Here is an 18,807-nt window from a genome sequence, read left to right on the forward strand (position 1 = left end):
ACGAACTGTTTCCCCTCCGGCTTATACCCGAATTGTCCGAGTACCGGAATGGGAAAGGGGCAGTCCGCGGCGGACCGCCCCCTCCTTTTTACCCCCCTGGAACGGGAGGCCGGACCCGCGTCAGATGCGGGCCAGGGCCGGCTCCTTGAAGTGCTCCTGATATTCGGCGACCGCCTTGGTCTCGTCGAACTCGCCTTCCATCTTGGCGACCACGATGGTGGCGACGCCGTTGCCGATCAGATTGGTGATGGCGCGGGCTTCCGACATGAAGCGGTCGACGCCCAGCAGCAGCGCCAGCCCCTCGATCGGCAGGTGGCCGGTGGCCGACAGGGTGGCCGCCAGCGTCACGAAGCCGCCGCCAGTGACCGCCGCCGCACCCTTGGACGTCAGCATCAACAGGCCGAGGATGGTGAGCTGCTGCCAGATCGTCAGGTCGATGTTGAAGGCCTGGGCGATGAAGATCGCGGCCATCGACAAGTAGATCGAGGTGCCGTCGAGGTTGAACGAGTAGCCGGTCGGGATGACGAGGCCGACGACGTGCTTGGAGCAGCCGAACTTCTGCATCTTCTCCATCATGCGCGGCAGCACGGACTCCGACGAGGAGGTGCCGAGCACGATCAGCAGCTCGTCCTTGATGTAGCGCAGGAAGGTCAGGAGGCTGAAGTTGTACAGGCGGGCGATGCTGCCCAGCACGACGAAGACGAACAGCGCCATCGTGATGTAGACCGCCGCCATCAGCTGGCCGAGCGAGGTCAGCGACGACACGCCGTACTTGCCGATGGTGAAGGACATCGCGCCGAACGCACCCAGCGGGGCGACGCGCATCAGGATGCCGATGACGCCGAACATGGCGTGCGACACCTTCTCGAACATGTCTTCGACCACCTTGCCCTTCTGGCCCATGGCGGACAGCGCGACGCCGAAGATCACCGCGAAGAACAGGATCTGCAGCATGTCGCCCTTGACGAAGGCGCCGACGACGTTGTCCGGGACGATGTTGACCAGGAAGTCGATGGTCGTGTGGTTCTGCGCCTCGGTCGCGTACTTGGCGACGGCGTCGGCCTTCAGCGAGCCGGCCTGGATGTTCATCCCCGAGCCCGGCTTCACCAGATTGACGACCAGCAGGCCGAGCCCCAGAGCGAAGGTGGTGACGATCTCGAAGTACAGGATCGCCTTGCCTCCGACCTTGCCGACCTTCTTCATGTCGCCGATCGAGGAGATGCCGGTGACCACGGTCAGGAAGACGATCGGGCCGATGACCATCTTGATCATCTTGATGAAGACGTCGCCCAGGGGCTTCATCTGCACCGCAAGAGCCGGATAGAAATGGCCGAGCAGAATGCCGATGGTGATCGCGGTCAGAACCTGAACGGTCAGGTTCGTGTAGAATGGCTTTTTCTGGGGCTGCCCTTGGGCGTGCATGATCGTCTCCTCGTGGCGTTCCTGAAATGGGCTGCCGCTCTTGTCTCGCGGTCGGCGGCCTGTCCGTCATGCCTCTCTCAAAGCAAACGGTGTGCCAAAAGTAAAAACGAGCAATCGCAGCGCTCTGACGGAACGCGTGGGTCAGAATCCGCACGACAGGGGCAGAATCCATGTGCGAAAATCCGCACATTGCGATGCCTTGTTGCGGCGCAGCATGGATTGAGGACCGTTGGTTAGGATCGCCCCCACCCGCTGGACATTTTCGCAAAGCCGCGACTGGGTTGCCCGGCGGACGCCCCTCCTGTTCGCCCGTCCGCGGCGGGTGATGCTGGCTGTGCTGGTCGTCGGCATGCCGCTGGCGGCGGCGGTGGCCGCGGGTTTAGCGGCGGACAACGCCGGGGAATCCCTGCGCGAACAGGGGGCGGCGCAGCTGTCGCTGTACGAATCCAACCTGCGCACGGAGCTGGAGCGGCACGCCGCCGTACCGATGGTGCTCGCCCGCGACCAAGAGGTCGCCGACCTGCTGCGCGACCCCAGCCCGGAGCGGGTGGACCGCATGAACCGCAAGCTGGAGGCCATCGCGGCGACGCTGAAGGCGTCGGCCCTCTATGTGATGAACGGAGCGGGCACCACCGTCGCGGCCAGCAACTGGAACGCCGCGCCCAGCTTCGTCGGGCAGAATTTCAGCTACCGTCCCTATTTCCAGTCGGCCATGGAGCAGGGGGAGGGGCATCACTTCGCGCTCGGCACCACCTCGCTCGTCCCCGGCTACTACACGGCCCAGCGGGTGGTGGCGGAAAACCGCACAGATGGGCGGGCGGGCGGCCGGCCGGCCGGCGTCGTGGTCCTGAAGGTCGGCTTCCAGGAGTTGGAACGCGCCTGGTCGCACGGCCGGGAGAAGGTTCTGGTCTCCGACCGCGACGGCGTCGTCTTCATCACCAACGTCGAGGGCTGGCGCTACAACGCCCTGCCCCGCCGGATGCCGGTCACGCTGCCCGCGGCGGCGGCCCCCGCGACCGAGGAGATCCCCACCCTGCCCTGGGCCTTCGGCGGGGCATCCGACCGCATCACCCTGAGGGAGGGCAACGCGGAGCGGCGCTACCTCCTGCAATCCGCCGCGGTGCCCGGCGGCGACTGGACGATCCACGCCCTGACCAGCCTCGCCCCGGTCGCCACCCGCGCCCAGCAGGCCGGGCTGCTCGCCGCCGCGGTGGTGGCGCTGGCCGCCCTGACCGGCCACGCTCTGGCCCAGCGCCGCCTCAACCTCGTGGAGCGGCTGGCCCTCCAGGAGGAGGCGCGGGCCGAGCTGGAGCGCCGCGTGGCCGCCGCCACCGCGGAGCTGCGCGCCACCGAAAACGAACTGACCCAGGCGGCGAAGCTGGCGGCGCTCGGCCAGATGTCGGCGGCCATGGCGCACGAGATCAACCAGCCGCTGGCCGCCATCCGCAGCTTCGCCGACAACGCGGTGGTGCTGCTGGAGCGCGGGCGGCCGGACGCGGTGCGCGACAATCTGGCGGAGATCGCGGACCTGACCGACCGCATGGCCGCCATCACCCGCAGCCTGAAGGGCTTCGCCCGGCGCGCCTCGGGCACGCTGGGCGCGGTGTCCGCCGCCGCCGCCGTCGGACAGGCGCTGGCCCTGCTGGAGGCCCGGCTGCGCCGCGAGTCCGTGACGGTGGACACCGATCTGCCGCCCGGCCCCCTGCTGGTCACCGGCGAGGACGTACGGTTGCAACAGGTGCTGGTCAACCTGATCGGCAACGCCGCCGACGCCATGCGCGCCTCCCCCCACCGCCATGTCCGCATCGCTCTGGCCGCGGAGGGGGAGGAGGCGGTGCTGACCGTCCGCGACAGTGGCCCCGGCATCGCGGAGGCCGACCTGCCGCGCATGTTCGTGCCCTTCTTTACGACCAAGGAGGCGGGCGACGGGCTCGGCCTCGGCCTGTCGATCAGCCACGGCATCGTCGAGGATTTCGGCGGCAGCCTGACCGCCGCCAACCATCCGGAGGGCGGCGCCCTCTTCACCATCCGCCTCAAGCGCAGGGATATCCAGACATGACGACCGGCAGCATCGCCCCGGGCGGCTCCGTCCTCTTCGTGGACGACGAGCGGTCCGTCCGTCTCGCCGGGCAGCAGGCGCTGGAACTGGCGGGCTTCGACGTCACCGCCTGCGACGGGGCGGAGCGCGCGCTGCGCCATCTCGGCCGCGACTGGCCGGGCGCCCTGGTCACCGACGTGCGCATGCCGCAGATCGACGGGCTGGAGCTGATGGAGCGCGCCCTCGCGCTCGACCCCGAACTGCCGGTCATCCTGATCACCGGCCACGGCGACGTGCCGATGGCGGTGGAGGCGATGCGGCGCGGCGCCTACGATTTCCTGGAAAAGCCCTTCCCCTCCGACCGGCTGGTCGAGGTGACGCGGCGCGCGGTGGAGAAGCGCCGGCTGGTTCTGGAGAACCGGCGCCTGCGCGACCAGCTGGCCGGGTTGCCCGCCGGGGAGACCTCGCCCATCGTCGGGCGGACGCCGGGGATCGAGCGGCTGCGCAGCGCCATCGCCGCGGTGGCCGACACCGACGCCGACGTGCTGGTGCTGGGCGAGACCGGCACCGGCAAGGAGATGGTCGCCCGCGCCCTCCACGCCGGCAGCAACCGGCGCAAGCACCCCTTCGTCGCCCTGAACTGCGGCGCCATGCCCGAGGCGATCTTCGAGAGCGAGCTGTTCGGGCACGAGGCCGGGGCCTTCACCGGGGCCGGCAAGCGCCGCGTCGGGCGCATCGAGCACGCCAGCGGCGGCACCCTCTTCCTCGACGAGATCGAGAGCATGCCGCTGTCGCTCCAGGTCAAGCTGCTGCGCGTGATCCAGGAGCGGGTGGTGGAACCGCTGGGCTCGAACGAGCTGATCCCCGTGGACCTGCGCGTCGTCGCCGCGACCAAGGTGGACCTGCGCAAGGCGGCCAGCGAGGGCAAGTTCCGCGAGGACCTCTATTACCGGCTCAACGTCGTCGTGGTGACCATCCCGCCGCTGCGCGACCGCCGCGAGGACATCCCCCTGCTGTTCCAGCATTTCGTCGTCCAGGCCGCCGCCCGCTACAACCGCGAGCCCCGCGCGCCGAGCCCGGCGCAGGTGCAGCGGCTGGCGGCCCACGACTGGCCCGGCAACGTCCGCGAACTGCGCAACGCCGCCGACCGCTTTGTCCTGGGGCTGGACGACGCGCTGTCCGCCGTGGGCGGCGCCGCTCCGGCGATGGCGGCGGGACGCAGCGGCTTGTCGCTGGCCGAGCAGGTGGACCTGTTCGAGAAGAGCCTGATCGAAAGCGAGCTGGCCCGTTGCAAAGGCAGCGTGAAGGCCGCCATCGAGGCGCTGAACATCCCCCGCAAGACCTTCTACGACAAGCTGAAGCGCTACGGCCTCAGCCGCGAGGATTTCGTGGAGTGACCTTTCTTCGGACGGTGGACGGAAGGACCGCGATGGGCGAAAAAGCCATCCGACCCGCCCGCCCCATGAACACCGGAGGCCCGCCCTGGCGACCATAACCGAAGCCCTCGCCGCCGCGCTCGATCACCACATGAACGGGCGGTTGGCGGAGGCGGAGATCCTGTACGGGCGCATCCTGGAGGCCGCCCCCGAACAGGCCGACGCCCGCCACCTGCTGGGCGTGCTGTACGGGCAGACCGGGCGCGTGGAAAAAGCCGCGGCGCTGATCGGCGAGGCCATGGCGCTGCGCCCCGACGCGGCGGATTATCCCGCCAACCTCGCCAACATCCTCGACGCTGCGGGGCACCCGGAACGGGCTGCTGCCGCCCATCGCCGCGCCCTGTCGCTGGCCCCCGACGCGGCGGAGGGCTGGTACCGCTTCGGCAACGCCCTGCCCCACGGCGGCACCCACCTGCGCGAAGCGGCGGTCGCGGCGCTGGAGCGCGCGGTGCGGCTGGTGCCCAGCGACCACCGCGCCGCGGGACGCGCCGCCCTTCTGCTGCAGATCATGGCGCGCCCCCACCGCGACGCCGGGCGGCGTGCGGAGGCCGCGGCGCTTCTGGAGCGGTCGGTGGGGCTGCTGCCGGAGGATGCGGGCGTCCGCTTCGACCGCGCGGCGGCGCTGTATGCCTTGGGTGACCGGAGCGGAGCGATGCGGGAATTCCGCCGCACGCTGGCGCTCGCCCCCGGCCACGCCGAAGCCTTGAGCAACCTCGGCCTGCTGCTCGACGAGAGCGGTCGCACCGCGGACGGCGCCACCGCCTGCCGGCGGGCGCTTTCCGTGCAGCCGGGCCATGTGGAGGGCTGGGTCAATCTGTCCGCCGCCTGCGAGACCTTGGGACGTTACGGCGCGGCGGCCGAGGCGGCGCGGCGGGCACTCGCGCTGCGTCCTGGCCACGCCGGGGCGTTCAGCAACCTCGCCGGGGCGCTGGGTCTGATGGGACGGGTGGAGGAATCGCTGCCGCTGCTCCAGCGGGCTGTCCGGCTCGCCCCCGACGACCGCGACGCGCGCAGCCGATATCTGTGCGCCCTGCTCTACCGCAGCGGTCAGGACGGCGCGGGCCTGCGGGAGGAATCACGGCGCTGGGCGGAGCGCTTCGCCGTGTCGGCGCCCCTGCCGCGCCCGGCGAACGATCCCGACCCGAACCGCCGCCTGCGCATCGGGCTGGTGTCCGGCGACTTCCGGAACCACGCCTTTTCCTTCTACATGGAGCCGCTGTTCCGCGCCTTCGACCGGTCGGCGGTGGAGCTGTTCTTCTATTCGACCGCCACCGCCCCCGACGCCAAGACGGAGCGCTTCCGCGCCCTGGCCGACCGCTGGTGCGACGCGGCCGCCCTGACCGAGGAGGAGTTGGCCGTCCGGGTTCGGCGGGACGGGGTGGACGTTCTGGTGGATCTGGCCTCCCACACGGCGGGCAACCGGCTGGGCGTCTTCACCCGGCGCCCGGCGCCGGTGCAGGTGACCACGGCGGTGAACATCGTGACGACCGGCATCGACCGATTCGACGCCTGCATCACCGACGCCTTGCTCGCCCCGCCGGGGGAGGAGGCCCATTACGCCGAGCCGCTGCTGCGGCTGCCCCGCTTCTCCTGGGCGTATCAAGGGCCGCCGGAAGCGCCGGAAGTCGGCCCGCTGCCAGCGTCGCGCAACGGTTTCATCACCTTCGGCTCCTTCAACAACCTCAGCAAGATCACTGAGGAAACGGCGGCCCTGTGGGCGGGCGTGCTGAGGGCCGTCCCGACCTCCCGCCTTCTGCTGAAGTACAAGGCGATGCGCGATCCGGCCTCGCGCGCCCACCTGACGGCGCTGTTCGCCTGCCACGGCGTGGCCTCGGACCGGCTGGAGCTTCGCCGCCCGCCGGCCGGCATCCGCGCCAACCTCGCCGACTACAACGACGTGGACATCGGGCTGGACCCCTACCCCTACAACGGCCACACCACGACCTGCGAGGCGTTGTGGATGGGGGTGCCGGTGATCGTGCCGGCGGGCCGCCGCCGGGATCTGGGAATCGCGCGGGTGGGGTCCGCCATCATGACCTCCGTCGGGTTGCCGGACCTGATCGCTCCCGATGCCGATGCCTACGCCGCCCGCGCCGCGGCTTTGGCCGCCGACCTCGGCGCGTTGGCCGCCCTGCGCGCGGGCTTGCGGGGCCGTGTCGCGTCCTCCCCGCTCGGCGACGTTCCGGCACTGGCACGCGCCTACGAAGCCGCCTTCCGCACGCTCTGGCGGCGCTGGTGCGCGACGGCGCGGTAAAGCACGCCTATTCGGCGGCGAGCGCGTGGGCGAAGGTTTCCACGCCCTGGACGCCGGCCTCGGTCAATCCATAGGTGCCCTTGGCGATCCGCTCGAACCAGCCGTAGACGTTGCGCTGAAGGATGGCCGCGGCGTCCTTCGGCGCCCCGACGGCGCGCAGCGCCTTCAGGGACAGCGGCCCGGCCTGCAACAGCCGGGCGCAGCGCAGCGCATCCTGGCGGTAGGCGGTGACGATCGGCACGCGGGTGGAGCCGCCGCGGTTGGGATCGCCGCGGCGCCGCGCGTGCTCTCCCAGCAAGCGGGCGGTGCGCGTCCTGTCCTTGCGCGGGCTGTAGGGAACGGGGTCGAGCAGAACCTCCACCTCATGCCCCGCGGCCCGGCCGGTGTCGACGATCAGCAAGCCGACGCCCAGCCGCCGACACAGCTTGCGCACCCCGCTGTCGTGGGGCGACGCGCCGCTGGCCTTGCGCCCCGGCTGCGGCACGGCGAGATAGACGGTGTCCGTCAGGGCGAGCCGATCCACCCCCTGAAGCAGCAGGTCAAGGGTGAAGCGCTTCTTCAGCTCGACGATCAGCGGCGGCTCGGCCCCGCGCACCGCGACCAGGTCGCAGCCGTGGATTTCGGCCTTCACGTCGTAGCCCTGGGCTTCGAGGAAGGCCTTGACGGGGGCGTAGAGGTCGGTTTCGGCGGTGATGGACATGGGCTTAAGGTTCAACCGCTCACAAATCGCCGGTCAGCACATCGATGGCGCGCCGGATATCGTGGTGCCGACTGGACATGTTCATCACCACATCGCCGATGCCCGTCACCGGAATGCCCGCAATCTGCGACGTCATGGCAACCAGTTGCTCGCCCTGAATATCGAGCACCGGCATCACATCACGAATGGGTGTTCCCGCTTCAGACGTCCGGACGAGAGGAATGACGACGCGCGTGGAGCGCACCGCAACATGATTCCCTTGAACGACGAGAAGAAACGGAACCGGATGGTCAGGTCGGCCGACCGCATCCGGATTCCGGCAGACATCCAGGAAACGCATCAGAACATCCGCTTCCCGGTGCTGAACACGCCGTGCTTTTCCACATAGGAGTCGTAGGCATCAAAGGCCGAACGGTTTTCTTCGATCCAGCGCTCCCGCTTCGCGTCCTTCACCGACTGCTCGACGGCGGCTTCGAAGACTTGCGACAGGTTGATGCCCAAGCTCTTCGCTTCGGCGATCAGATCGGGCCGGGCCGAGACGTTGGTGGGCTTCCTCTGCACTGATCCGCGCGCCATGGACACCCTCCAACGAAAAAACATGCGCAAACACTATGCGCATGTTTCCTCATGGCGTCCAGTCCTCGCTGGGAGAGAGCGTGGCCCGCCCCTCCACACCGGTTACGCCGCAGTCTTCTGCTTGCGCAGGATGGCCAGGATGTCGGAGGCGGCCTTCGGGATGTTGGTGCCGGGGCCGTAGATGGCGGCGGCTCCCGCCTTGTAGAGGTAGTCGTAGTCCTGGGGCGGGATCACGCCGCCGCAGACGACAAGGATGTCCCCGGCGCCTTGGCGGCGCAGTTCCTCGACCAGTTGCGGGACCAGGGTCTTATGGCCGGCGGCCTGGGACGACACGCCGATGACGTGCACGTCGTTCTCCACCGCCTGACGGGCGGCCTCCTCCGGCGTTTGGAACAGCGGCCCGATGTCCACGTCGAAGCCGATGTCGGCGAAGCTGGTGGCGATCACCTTGGCACCGCGGTCGTGGCCGTCCTGGCCCATCTTGACGACGAGGATGCGCGGGCGGCGGCCCTCCTCGGCGGCGAAGGCGGACACCTCCTCCTGGATCTTCTTGAAGCCCTCGTCGCCCTCGTAGGCGGCGCCGTAGACGCCGGAAACGGAGCGGATGACCGCCACATGGCGGGTGAAGGCCTTCTCCAGCGCGTCGGAAATCTCGCCGACCGTGGCGCGGGCCCGGGTGGCCTCGACCGACAGGGCCAGCAGGTTGCCGGACTTCTCCGCGGCTGCCTTGGTCAGAGCCTCCAGGGCGGCGCGGCACTTGGCGTCGTCGCGGTTGGCGCGCACGCTGTTCAGGCGGGCGATCTGGGATTCGCGGACCGCCGTGTTGTCGATGTCCAGCACGTCGACCATCTCGGGGTTCTCCGGACGGTATTTGTTGACGCCGACGATCACCTCCTCGGCGCGGTCGACGCGGGCCTGCCGGCGGGCGGCGGCCTCCTCGATCAGCAGCTTGGGCATGCCGCTGTCCACCGCCTTGGTCATGCCGCCGAGATCCTCGACCTTGTTGATGAGGTCGAGCGCGGCGTTGGCGAGGCTGTGGGTCAGATTCTCGATGTAGTAGGAGCCGCCCAGCGGATCGACCACGTTGGTGACGCCCGACTCCTCGGCGATGATGAGCTGGGTGTTGCGGGCGATGCGGGCGGAGAACTTCGTCGGCAGGCCCAGCGCCTCGTCGAAGGCGTTGGTGTGCAGCGACTGGGTGCCGCCCAGAACCGCCGCCATCGCCTCGATGGTGGTGCGGATGACGTTGTTGTAGGGGTCCTGCTCGGTCAGCGAGACGCCGGAGGTCTGGCAGTGGGTGCGCAGCGCCAGCGAGCGGGCGTCCTTCGGGTCGAACTTCTGCTTCATCAGGGTCGACCACAGCAGGCGCGCGGCGCGCAGCTTGGCGATCTCCATGAAGAAGTTCATGCCGATGGAGAAGAAGAAGGACAGGCGCGGCGCGAACTTGTCGACCGGCAGCCCCTTGGACATGGCGGCGCGGACATATTCGAGGCCGTCGGCGATGGTGAAGGCAAGCTCCTGCACCGCGGTCGCCCCGGCCTCCTGCATGTGGTAGCCGGAAATCGAGATCGAGTTGAACTTCGGCATGTTCAGCGCCGTGTACTCGATGATGTCCGCGATGATCCGCATCGAGGGTTCGGGCGGGTAGATGTAGGTGTTGCGGACCATGAACTCCTTGAGGATGTCGTTCTGGATGGTCCCGCTCAGCTTGTCCTGGCTGACGCCCTGCTCCTCCGCCGCGACGATGTAGCCGGCGAGGATCGGCAGCACCGCGCCGTTCATGGTCATCGACACCGACATCTTGTCGAGCGGGATGCCGTCGAAGAGGATCTTCATGTCCTCGACGCTGTCGATGGCGACGCCGGCCTTGCCCACGTCGCCGACCACGCGCGGGTGGTCGCTGTCATAGCCGCGGTGGGTGGCGAGGTCGAAGGCGACCGACAGGCCCATCTGCCCGGCCTTCAGGTTCGCCTTGTAGAAGGCGTTGGAGTCCTCGGCGGTCGAGAAGCCGGCGTACTGGCGGATGGTCCAGGGCTTCACCGCGTACATCGTGGCGCGCGGGCCGCGGGTGAAGGGCGGGAAGCCGGGCAGGCTGTCCAACTCCAGCCCTTCCAGATCGGCGGCGGTGTAGAGCGCCTTGACGTCCAGACCCTCCGGAGTCTTCCAGACGAGGTCTTCGAGCGTCCCATTGGCGCCCAGGTCCTTGGTGGCCAGGGTCTGCCAGTCGGCCTGGGTCTTCTTCGGGAACTCGCTCATGGGACGTCTCCTCGACACGGCTTCTTGGTTCGAATGATTTGAAACGATCAATGAAACGGGAGTGTCTTGCCCCCACCCCGGCCCTCCCCCGCTTCGCAGGGGGGGGGGAACAGGCCCCTCCCCTGCGGAAGCGGGGGAGGGCCGGGGGGGGGGCAAGTACGAGCCCCTTACTCTCAGCCCTGCGACCGGCGGGCGACGACCTTCCAGGCGGCCTGCATGATCGCGGCACCCAGCGCGGTCTTCAGCACCGTGGCGGCCAGGAACGGCGTCAGGCCCAGCGCGACGGCCTTCTCGCCGCCGAACAGGACGGCCATCCAGGCGACGCCCGGGACGAACAGCAGGGCGTGACCGATCGCCAGGGCGCCGACGGCCTTCAGCGGGCTGCGGTCCCAGCCGCGCTCGGCCAGCCAGCCGGTGACGCCGGCAGCCAGGACGAAGCCCAGCAGGTAGCCCGCGGTCGGGCCGGCCATGTAGGCCGGACCGGCGCCCGGACCGGCGAAGACCGGCAGACCGGCGAGGCCTTCCAGCAGGTACAGCAGGACCGTCGCCGTGGCGAGGCGGCTGCCGTAGGCCATGCCGAGCAGGATGACGACCATGCTCTGCATCGTCATCGGAACCGGCCAGAAGGGCACCTGCACCTTGGCCGAGGCGGCCAGCAGCAGGCTGCCCAGAACCGCCGCGGTGGCGGCGGTGAGCAGGCCGCCCCGCGGGGCGACCGTCTCGAGAAGCGAAGCGGCACGCTGCGAAAGCGTGTTTGCGAAAGCCATCGTCCTTACCTTTCCCTATATGTCGGAGCCCGCTTGGCTCACGCGAACTCCAGGATCTTCTGATCGACCGCCAGGCTGGAGCCGGGCGTCGCGTGCACCTTGGACACCGTGCCATCCTGCGCCGCGCGCAGGATGTTTTCCATCTTCATCGCCTCGACCACGGCCAGCACCTCGCCGGCCTTGACCTCCTGCCCCTCGGTCACGGCGACCGAGACGAGCAGGCCGGGCATCGGCGACAGCAGGAACTTCGACATGTCCGGCGGCGCCTTCACCGGCATCAGCGCGTCGAGCCGCGCGGCGTTGGGCGTCAGCACCTTGACCAGCGCTTGGCTGCCGGAGTGGGACAGGCGGTAGCCGACGCCGACGCGGTCCACCTGGACGCAGACATGCGCGCCGTTCACCGTGCCGCGGAACAGGGGCTGGCCGAGCGTCCAGTCGCTCCACACCACATGGTGCCTGCCCTCGAAATCGACGGTGTAGCCGATGCGCTGCGGGCTGCCGTCCGTCGGGTGGACATGGACCGGGTGCTGCGCGCCGTCCATCACGACGACCCAGTCGTCGCGCACCCGGACCTTGTTGCCCGGCATCTTGCCGGAGATCTGGATGTCGCGGTCGTTCAGGCAGCGGTGGATCACCGCGGCGACGGCGATCAGGACCGCCGGGTCGTCCGGCGGCAGGTCGGAGGCGTGGAAGCCGGTCGGGTATTCCTCGGCGATGAAGTTGGTGGTCAGCCGGCCGTCGACGAAGCGCTGGTTGGCCATCAGCGAAGCGAGGAACGGGATGTTGTGGCTGACGCCGCGAATGTAATACTGGTCCAGCGCCTCGCGCATGCGGGCGATGGCGGCGTCGCGCGTCGAACCCCAGCTGCACAGCTTGGCGATCATGGGGTCGTAGAACATGGAGATCTCGCCGCCCTCGTAGACGCCGGTGTCGACGCGGACATGCGGGTCCTCCGACGGCGGGCGGTAGTGGGTCAGCCGGCCGGTGGAGGGCAGGAAGTTGCGGAAGGGGTCCTCAGCGTAGACGCGGGATTCGATGGCCCAGCCGTGCAGCTTGATGTCGTCCTGCTTCAGAGTGAGCTTCTCGCCCGCCGCGACGCGGATCATCAGCTCGACGAGGTCGAGGCCGGTGACCAATTCGGTGACCGGATGCTCCACCTGGAGGCGGGTGTTCATCTCCAGGAAGTAGAAGTTGCGCTCGGCGTCGACGATGAACTCGACCGTGCCGGCCGACTTGTAGTCCACGGCGCGGGCCAGCGCCACGGCCTGCTCGCCCATCGCCTTGCGGGTGGCGGCGTCGAGGAAGGGCGACGGCGCCTCCTCGATGACCTTCTGGTGGCGGCGCTGGATCGAGCATTCGCGCTCGCCCAGATACAGGGCCGTGCCCTGCCCGTCGGCCAGCACCTGGATCTCGATGTGACGCGGCTGCTGGATGTACTTCTCGACGAAGACGCGGTCGTCGGCGAAGGAGGAGCGCGCCTCGTTCTGGGCCGAGCGGAAGCCTTCACGGGCCTCCTCGTCGTTCCAGGCCACGCGCATGCCCTTGCCGCCGCCGCCGGCCGACGCCTTGATCATCACCGGGTAGCCGATGTCGCGGGCGATGGTCACCGCCTCGCTGTCGTCGGCGATGACTCCCAGATAGCCGGGCACCGTGCTGACGCCGGCGGCCTTGGCCAGCTTCTTCGACTCGATCTTGTCGCCCATGGCCTGGATGGCGTGGGCGTCCGGACCGATGAAGGCGATCCCGGCGGCGGCCAGCGCCTCCTGGAACTCGCGCTTCTCCGACAGGAAGCCGTAGCCGGGATGGACGGCCTGGGCGCCGGTCTTCTTGCAGGCGTCGACGATGCGGTCGATCAGCAGGTAGCTCTGCGCCGAGGGGGCGGCGCCGATGTGGACAGCCTCGTCGGCCATCTCGACGTGCAGGGCGTTCCTGTCGGCGTCCGAATAGACGGCGACCGTCTTGATGCCCAGGCGGCGCGCCGTGCGGATGACGCGGCAGGCGATCTCGCCGCGGTTCGCGATCAGGATCTTTGAGAACAGGGTCGTCATGGGGCGGCGCGCCTTCAGAGCGGGATGTTGTCGTGCTTGCGCCAGGGGTTCTGGAGCTGCTTGTTCTTCAGCATGGACAGCGCCTTGATGACGCGCCGGCGGGTGCCGTGCGGCATGATGACGTCGTCGATGTAGCCGCGCGACGCCGCGACGAACGGGTTGGCGAACTTCTGCCGGTACTCTTCGGTGCGCGCCTCGATCTTCGCGGTGTCGCCGATGTCGCCGCGGAAGATGATCTCCACAGCACCCTTCGGCCCCATCACCGCGATCTCCGCCGACGGCCAAGCGTAGTTGATGTCGCCGCGCAGATGCTTGGACGCCATCACGTCATAGGCGCCGCCGTAGGCCTTGCGCGTGATCACGGTGATCTTCGGCACGGTGGCCTCGGCGTAGGCGAACAGCAGCTTGGCGCCGTGCTTGATGATGCCGCCGTACTCCTGCGAGGTGCCGGGCATGAAGCCGGGGACGTCCACCAGGGTCAGGATCGGAATCTCGAAGGCGTCGCAGAAGCGCACGAAGCGCGCGGCCTTCTTGGAGCTGTCGATGTCCAGGCAGCCGGCGAGCACCATCGGCTGGTTGGCGACGATGCCGACCGTGCTGCCGTTCATGCGGCCGAAGCCGATGATGATGTTCTTGGCATAGTCGGGCTGAAGCTCGAAGAAGTCGCCCTCGTCGACCGTCTTGAGGATCAGCTCCTTCATGTCATAGGGCTTGTTCGGGTTCTCCGGCACCAGCGTGTCGAGCGACAGGTCGTCGCGGTCGATCGGGTCGGTGCAGGGACGCTCCGGCGCCCGCTCGCGGTTGGAGGCCGGCAGGAAGTCGATGAAGCGGCGGAGCTGGAGCAGCGCCTCAACGTCGTTCTCGAAGGCCATGTCGGCCACGCCGGACTTGCTGGAATGGGTGATCGCCCCGCCCAGCTCCTCTGCCGTCACCACCTCGTGCGTGACCGTCTTCACCACGTCCGGGCCGGTCACGAACATGTAGGAGCTGTCCTTCACCATGAAGATGAAGTCGGTCATGGCCGGCGAATACACCGCACCGCCGGCGCACGGCCCCATGATCAGGGAGATCTGCGGGATGACGCCCGAGGCGTTGACGTTGCGCTGGAACACCTCGGCGTAGCCGCCGAGCGAGGCCACGCCCTCCTGGATGCGGGCGCCGCCGGAATCGTTCAGGCCGATGACCGGCGCACCGACCTTCATCGCCTGGTCCATGATCTTGCAGATCTTCTCGGCGTGGGCTTCCGACAGCGAGCCGCCGAAGACGGTGAAGTCCTGGCTGAAGACGAAGACGAGACGCCCGTTCACCGTGCCGTGACCGGTGACCACGCCGTCGCCGGGAACCTTCTGGCCTTCCATGCCGAAGTCGTTGCAGCGGTGCTGCACGAACATGTCGAACTCCTCGAACGAGCCTTCGTCGAGGAAGAGTTCGATGCGCTCCCGCGCGGTCAGCTTGCCCTTGGCGTGCTGCGCGGCGACGCGCTTTTCGCCGCCGCCCAGCCGCGCACCGGAGCGCATGGCGTCCAACTTGGCCAGAATTTCTTGCATCAGGCGTTTCCCACTTTGGCGAGCGGCGGAGGACCTTGCGAACCTTGTGGCAGCGGTCCCCTCACCGGAACGCCTGGATTATTCACAAGATTTGCAACAGGGCAATTGGCCGGGCGGGAAAAATGTGCGAAGTTGCGAACATATTTGCAAACGCAGCGCGCGGTTTGCCAAGATTGCAAATATGCACTTCGGCATAATCTTCGGGTGATAGGCGGGTCCATGCAGAAGCTCTTCCTCGGCTACAAGCTCCGTCGCCTGCGCGAACAGCGCGGGCTGACCCAGGCGGCGCTGGCCAAGACGCTGGACCTGTCGCCGAGCTACCTGAACCAGATCGAGAACAACCAGCGCCCGCTGACCCTGCCGGTGCTGCTGAAAATCTCCGCCGTGTTCGAGGTGGACCTGTCCAACTTCGTGGAGGACGAGGACAGCCGTCTGGTCGCCGATCTGCGCGAGGCCCTGGCCGACCCGCTGTTCGCTGGGGCTCCCCTGACCAACGCCGAGCTGCGCAGCGCCGTCGGCTCCAGCCCGGAGCTGGCCCGCCGCGTGCTGAGCCTGCACCAAGCCTATCAGAAGCTTCACGAGCGGGTGCAATCGCTGGCCGACAGCCTGTCCAACCAGGAACCGAGCGACGCCTTCGCCGGGCCGCAATTCCCCTACGAGGAGGTCCGCGACTACTTTCACTACTGCAACAACTACATCGGCCCGCTGGACGAAGCGGCGGAAAAGCTGTGGGACACGGAGAAGATCCACTCCGGCGCCCTGCTGAACGAGCTGGCCGCCTATCTGAAGCGGCGGCACGACGTGCGGGTCAAGATCGTCGCCGACGACGGGGAGACGGCCATGCGCAGCTACGACGGCAGCACCGGCACGCTGCGCCTGTCCGCCCTGCTGAACGGCCCCAGTCGCGCCTTCCACATGGCCCACCAGATCGCCCTGCTGGGCTTCGGCGACGCCATCGAGGAGCGGGTCGCCCAGGCGAAATTCTCCAGCGAGGACGCGCGGTCGATCTGCCGGGTCGGGCTCGCCAACTACTTCGCGGGGGCGCTGGTCCTGCCCTACCGCGCCTTCGCCGCCCAGGCCCGTGCGCTGCGCCACGACGTGGAACAGCTGCAGAGCCGCTTCGGCGCCAGCTTCGAGCAGGTCTGCCACCGGCTGTCCACCCTGCAGCGGCCGGGGGCGCGGGGGCTGCCCTTCTACTTCGTGCGGGTGGACATGGCCGGCAACATCACCAAGCGCCATTCCGCCACGCGCTTCCACTTCGCGCGCTTCGGCGGCGCCTGCCCGCTGTGGAATGTGCACGAGGCCTTCGCCCAGCCCGGCAAGATCCTGGTGCAGTTCGCCACCATGCCCGACCGCACCACCTACATCGGCATCGCCCGCACGGTGACCAAGCGCGGCGGCGCCTATCTGAAGCCGTCGCGGCAGTTCGCCGTCGGGCTGGGCTGCGAGGCGACCCACGCCAACGAGATCGTCTACGCCGCCGGCATCGACACCTCCAACGAGGCCGCCGCGGTGCCGATCGGCGTGAACTGCCGCATCTGCGAGCGCACCGACTGCCAACAGCGCGCCTTCCCGCCCATCGGAAGCCAGCTCTCGGTGGACGAGCACCACCGCAGCTTCGTCCCCTACCTGTTCACCCAGGAGGGGCGGACCGTGGAAAAGGCCTGAAGGGTTGGCGATTCCGATGCGGCCGCTCTATCATCCGCGGCCCAACCGACAGGATCGCGACATGACGACTCCCACCGCCCGGCCCCTGCCCCAGAAGACCATCGGCGTCCTCGGCGGCATGAGCAACCAGGCCACCGCTGAGTATTACCGCCTGCTGAACGAGGGGCTGAACGCCCGATTCGGTGGCTGGGACAACGGCGAGATCGTCATCGTCAGCGTCAATTTCGGCAACATCGAGCATTTCGTCCGCCGGAACGAGTGGGACGCCGCGCACCGCTACCTGTCCGGCAAGGTGGACGCGCTGGAGCGCGCCGGAGCCGACGTGATCCTGTGCGTGTCGAACACCATGCACCGTGTGGTCGAGCCGATCATGGCGGAGCGCGCCACCCCCTTCATCCACATCGCCGATCCGACCGGTGCCGCGATGCGGGCCGCCGGCCTGTCGCGGGTCGCTCTGCTGGGCACCATGCCGACGATGCTCTCCGACGACCTGCGCCGCCGTTACGAGGAGCGCTTCGGGGTCGAGATCATGGTGCCCTCCGACCCCGACAAGGCGACGGTCGACCGCATCATCTTCGACGAGCTGGTGCGGCGCGATCTGCGCCCCGAATCCAAGGCCCAATACCTGGAAATCATCGACCGGCTGGCTGCCGACGGGGCGCAGGGGGTGATCCTCGGCTGTACGGAGATCTTCCTGCTGGTCGATCAGGCCGACCGCCCGGAATTCCCGATGTTCAACACGACGGCGCTCCACGCCACCGCCGCCGTGGCCTTCGCGCTGGGCGAATAAGGGCCACCGATCCGGCGTGCTGGAAGCCCGGCGGCGACGCGCGCCCTGCGCACGGGCGATGAACAACGACCCCGATCAGTCCTGCAACCTCGCAATGATCCTCGGCAGGATGGCGGTGAGGGCCAGGTGTTCGAAAGCCCAGTCCCGATGTGCCGACCGCAGCCTTGCGCGGCGGTCGGCATCTCCGGCCAGTGCCGACAGGACCTGAAGCGCGTCCTTCTCGCCGGTGAAGGTCAGGTCATCCTCATGCGGGCCGAACAGCCGGTCCGTGTCCGTGTGCCGCCAGCTCACCAGCAGCCCGTCCCGTTTGATGATTTCCAGCGTCCTTGGGAAGATCGCCGTATCATAGGCGAGGCTGCCGAAATCCAGGCAGGCTCCGGCGGCGTGATAGACGTTGCGTGGCGCGGATGACACCGGCTCGGAAGCGATCCCAAACCGTTCCCAGCCGTTGCCCCAAAGCGAGAAAACCTCGCCGAAGCCGCTCCGGAGGGCGAGAGCGAAACGGCGGCGGTTCTCGACGGCGAAGGCGATGGTGAAGGCACGGTTGAAATCCAGCGTCCAGGCGGGGTCCGCCGACCATTCCGTCAGCCCGCACAGGTCCATGGCCTGCAGCCTGTGCAGCGTCGGCCGCTCCATCATCGCGGCGGACACGGCTTCCGCATGGCGGTGGATCGCCGGGGGTACCGGCTCGCGGCCGGATTCGATGTGGTCCGGCCAGCCTTGCCCCAGATAGAGGAAGCGGTCCCGCACCGAGGCTTCCGCCTCTCCGGTGTCGGACGGCCCCTTCATCGCGGCGTAGGGATGGCGTTGCAGGCCAGGTGTCCCGTGCGACATCCAGCGCTTGTACAGATCGACGGAACCGCCCTGCGCCGGGCTGGTGTAAATCCAGCGATGGACACCGAGCGGCTCGTGGAACACCCGCGTCAGGCCGAGCCGGGCGGACTGTTCCGCCGATCCCCGGCACATGCACCACATGGAAATGTTGTTTTCCGTCATCCACCGGTCGGTCTCGCGGATCTGCTCCGTCGAGCGTGCCCCGACCTCCTCGAGCGGATGCTTCAAACAGATGTGGACGACGGCCGGCGGCAGGCCGAATCCGGCGATGTAGGCGCGCAGCATCTCCACCGTCGGGCGGGGAATGTCGAACAGGTTCAAAACGAACAGAACGTCGATCCGCCGGTCGATCAGGTCCTGCGAGATGTCGGGCAAGGCCAGCACGGACTCATGGCCGAGATCCACCAGAGCCGCCTGGATCGACCACAGGATTTCGGACGTGCCCTGGCCGCATAGAAGGAATCGCACGGC

General features: G+C 68.4%; 14 protein-coding genes. 5 read left to right on the top strand and 9 right to left on the bottom strand.

Annotated elements, in window-relative coordinates; translation table 11 throughout:
* Positions 1 to 120: 120 nt before the first annotated feature.
* Positions 121 to 1,422 (bottom strand): dicarboxylate/amino acid:cation symporter, encoded by a 1,302-nt coding sequence (locus ACWPXE_RS04915; RefSeq protein ID WP_454016915.1) that lies wholly within the window; start codon positions 1,420 to 1,422, stop codon positions 121 to 123.
* 229 nt (positions 1,423 to 1,651) lie between these two features.
* Here ACWPXE_RS04915 and ACWPXE_RS04920 point away from each other — a divergent pair, with 229 nt between their 5' ends.
* From ACWPXE_RS04920 to ACWPXE_RS04930, 3 genes are all read left to right on the top strand, one after another.
* Positions 1,652 to 3,481, top strand: a complete 1,830-nt coding sequence (locus ACWPXE_RS04920) for a sensor histidine kinase (protein ID WP_454016916.1) — start codon at positions 1,652 to 1,654, stop codon at positions 3,479 to 3,481.
* On the top strand, positions 3,478 to 4,857 hold the full coding sequence (locus ACWPXE_RS04925) for a sigma-54-dependent transcriptional regulator (protein ID WP_454016917.1): 1,380 nt from the start codon (positions 3,478 to 3,480) through the stop codon (positions 4,855 to 4,857). The genes ACWPXE_RS04920 and ACWPXE_RS04925 overlap by 4 nt, the downstream gene beginning before the upstream one ends.
* A gap of 94 nt (positions 4,858 to 4,951) precedes the next feature.
* Positions 4,952 to 7,150 carry a tetratricopeptide repeat protein gene (locus ACWPXE_RS04930; protein ID WP_454017897.1) on the top strand — a complete coding sequence of 733 codons (2,199 nt, stop codon included), beginning with the start codon at positions 4,952 to 4,954 and terminating at the stop codon, positions 7,148 to 7,150.
* 7 nt (positions 7,151 to 7,157) lie between these two features.
* Here ACWPXE_RS04930 and ACWPXE_RS04935 read toward each other — a convergent pair whose 3' ends face one another.
* The 7 genes from ACWPXE_RS04935 to ACWPXE_RS04965 form a co-directional block, all read right to left on the bottom strand.
* On the bottom strand, positions 7,158 to 7,850 hold the full coding sequence (locus ACWPXE_RS04935; RefSeq protein WP_454016918.1) for a DUF2161 domain-containing phosphodiesterase: 693 nt from the start codon (positions 7,848 to 7,850) through the stop codon (positions 7,158 to 7,160).
* A 19-nt stretch (positions 7,851 to 7,869) separates the two neighbouring features.
* Positions 7,870 to 8,190, bottom strand: a complete 321-nt coding sequence (locus ACWPXE_RS04940) for a CcdB family protein (RefSeq protein WP_454016919.1) — start codon at positions 8,188 to 8,190, stop codon at positions 7,870 to 7,872.
* On the bottom strand, positions 8,190 to 8,426 hold the full coding sequence (locus tag ACWPXE_RS04945; protein ID WP_172428560.1) for a type II toxin-antitoxin system CcdA family antitoxin: 237 nt from the start codon (positions 8,424 to 8,426) through the stop codon (positions 8,190 to 8,192). The genes ACWPXE_RS04940 and ACWPXE_RS04945 overlap by 1 nt, the downstream gene beginning before the upstream one ends.
* A 102-nt stretch (positions 8,427 to 8,528) precedes the next feature.
* Complete coding sequence (gene scpA / locus ACWPXE_RS04950) at positions 8,529 to 10,682, bottom strand: methylmalonyl-CoA mutase (protein WP_454016920.1); 2,154 nt, start codon at positions 10,680 to 10,682, stop codon at positions 8,529 to 8,531.
* A gap of 173 nt (positions 10,683 to 10,855) precedes the next feature.
* The gene (locus ACWPXE_RS04955) at positions 10,856 to 11,449 is read right to left on the bottom strand and encodes a biotin transporter BioY (protein ID WP_137141241.1); all 594 of its coding nucleotides are present in this window, start codon (positions 11,447 to 11,449) and stop codon (positions 10,856 to 10,858) included.
* Positions 11,450 to 11,487: 38 nt separating this feature from the next.
* On the bottom strand, positions 11,488 to 13,488 hold the full coding sequence (locus ACWPXE_RS04960; RefSeq protein WP_454017898.1) for an acetyl-CoA carboxylase biotin carboxylase subunit: 2,001 nt from the start codon (positions 13,486 to 13,488) through the stop codon (positions 11,488 to 11,490).
* A gap of 23 nt (positions 13,489 to 13,511) precedes the next feature.
* Positions 13,512 to 15,044: an acyl-CoA carboxylase subunit beta gene (locus ACWPXE_RS04965; protein WP_035678801.1), complete on the bottom strand. Its 1,533-nt coding sequence runs from the start codon at positions 15,042 to 15,044 to the stop codon at positions 13,512 to 13,514.
* 219 nt (positions 15,045 to 15,263) lie between these two features.
* Between ACWPXE_RS04965 and ACWPXE_RS04970 the strand changes: the two genes are divergently transcribed.
* Positions 15,264 to 16,712 carry a helix-turn-helix domain-containing protein gene (locus tag ACWPXE_RS04970; RefSeq protein ID WP_454016921.1) on the top strand — a complete coding sequence of 483 codons (1,449 nt, stop codon included), beginning with the start codon at positions 15,264 to 15,266 and terminating at the stop codon, positions 16,710 to 16,712.
* Positions 16,713 to 16,773: 61 nt separating this feature from the next.
* On the top strand, positions 16,774 to 17,502 hold the full coding sequence (locus ACWPXE_RS04975; protein WP_454016922.1) for an aspartate/glutamate racemase family protein: 729 nt from the start codon (positions 16,774 to 16,776) through the stop codon (positions 17,500 to 17,502).
* A 75-nt stretch (positions 17,503 to 17,577) separates the two neighbouring features.
* On the opposite strand, the gene ACWPXE_RS04980 is transcribed toward ACWPXE_RS04975, so the two are convergent.
* Positions 17,578 to 18,804: a glycosyltransferase family protein gene (locus ACWPXE_RS04980; protein WP_454016923.1), complete on the bottom strand. Its 1,227-nt coding sequence runs from the start codon at positions 18,802 to 18,804 to the stop codon at positions 17,578 to 17,580.
* Positions 18,805 to 18,807 lie beyond the last annotated feature (3 nt).

This window comes from Azospirillum sp. Marseille-Q6669 (genome assembly GCF_965111635.1).

Excerpts from the sequence above, each read along its gene's own strand:
- ACWPXE_RS04955 (WP_137141241.1), bottom strand. The coding sequence starts at position 11,449 with ATGGCTTTCGCAAACACGCTTTCGCAGCGTGCCGCTTCGCTTCTCGAG.
- ACWPXE_RS04935 (WP_454016918.1), bottom strand. The coding sequence starts at position 7,850 with ATGTCCATCACCGCCGAAACCGACCTCTACGCCCCCGTCAAGGCCTTC.
- ACWPXE_RS04940 (WP_454016919.1), bottom strand. The coding sequence starts at position 8,190 with ATGCGTTTCCTGGATGTCTGCCGGAATCCGGATGCGGTCGGCCGACCT.
- ACWPXE_RS04975 (WP_454016922.1), top strand. The coding sequence starts at position 16,774 with ATGACGACTCCCACCGCCCGGCCCCTGCCCCAGAAGACCATCGGCGTC.
- ACWPXE_RS04945 (WP_172428560.1), bottom strand. The coding sequence starts at position 8,426 with ATGGCGCGCGGATCAGTGCAGAGGAAGCCCACCAACGTCTCGGCCCGG.
- ACWPXE_RS04915 (WP_454016915.1), bottom strand. The coding sequence starts at position 1,422 with ATGCACGCCCAAGGGCAGCCCCAGAAAAAGCCATTCTACACGAACCTG.
- scpA (WP_454016920.1), bottom strand. The coding sequence starts at position 10,682 with ATGAGCGAGTTCCCGAAGAAGACCCAGGCCGACTGGCAGACCCTGGCC.
- ACWPXE_RS04970 (WP_454016921.1), top strand. The coding sequence starts at position 15,264 with ATGCAGAAGCTCTTCCTCGGCTACAAGCTCCGTCGCCTGCGCGAACAG.
- ACWPXE_RS04965 (WP_035678801.1), bottom strand. The coding sequence starts at position 15,044 with ATGCAAGAAATTCTGGCCAAGTTGGACGCCATGCGCTCCGGTGCGCGG.
- ACWPXE_RS04925 (WP_454016917.1), top strand. The coding sequence starts at position 3,478 with ATGACGACCGGCAGCATCGCCCCGGGCGGCTCCGTCCTCTTCGTGGAC.